Annotated in this window: 1 rRNA gene; it reads right to left on the bottom strand. The window is 49.0% G+C overall.

From position 1 onward, the window contains the following. Positions 1-2: 2 nt before the first annotated feature. Positions 3-255, bottom strand: a 23S ribosomal RNA gene (locus EOJ36_RS11875); the annotation flags it as partial.

The raw sequence follows: 255 nt of genomic DNA, 5'->3' as shown, positions 1-255 counted from the left end.
TTGGTAGTATTTAGCCTTACCGGATGGTGCCGGCAGATTCAAAGGGAGTTTCACCAGCTCCCCCCTACTCAGGATACTCCTACTATACACAAGTCTTACCAATACAGGGCTCTCACCTCCTTCGGCCCGCCTTCCCAGACAGTTCTTGTTCCTCTTATGTACAGATATCGAAGTCCTACAACCCCAGTCTTGCCTAAACAATACTGGTTTGGGCTAATCCGCTTTCGCTCGCCACTACTTACGGAATCACTTTTG

Source organism: Sandaracinomonas limnophila (assembly GCF_004005965.1).
In the GTDB taxonomy this organism is placed as follows: domain Bacteria; phylum Bacteroidota; class Bacteroidia; order Cytophagales; family Spirosomataceae; genus Sandaracinomonas; species Sandaracinomonas limnophila.
This window is presented reverse-complemented; position numbering and strand designations above follow the sequence as displayed.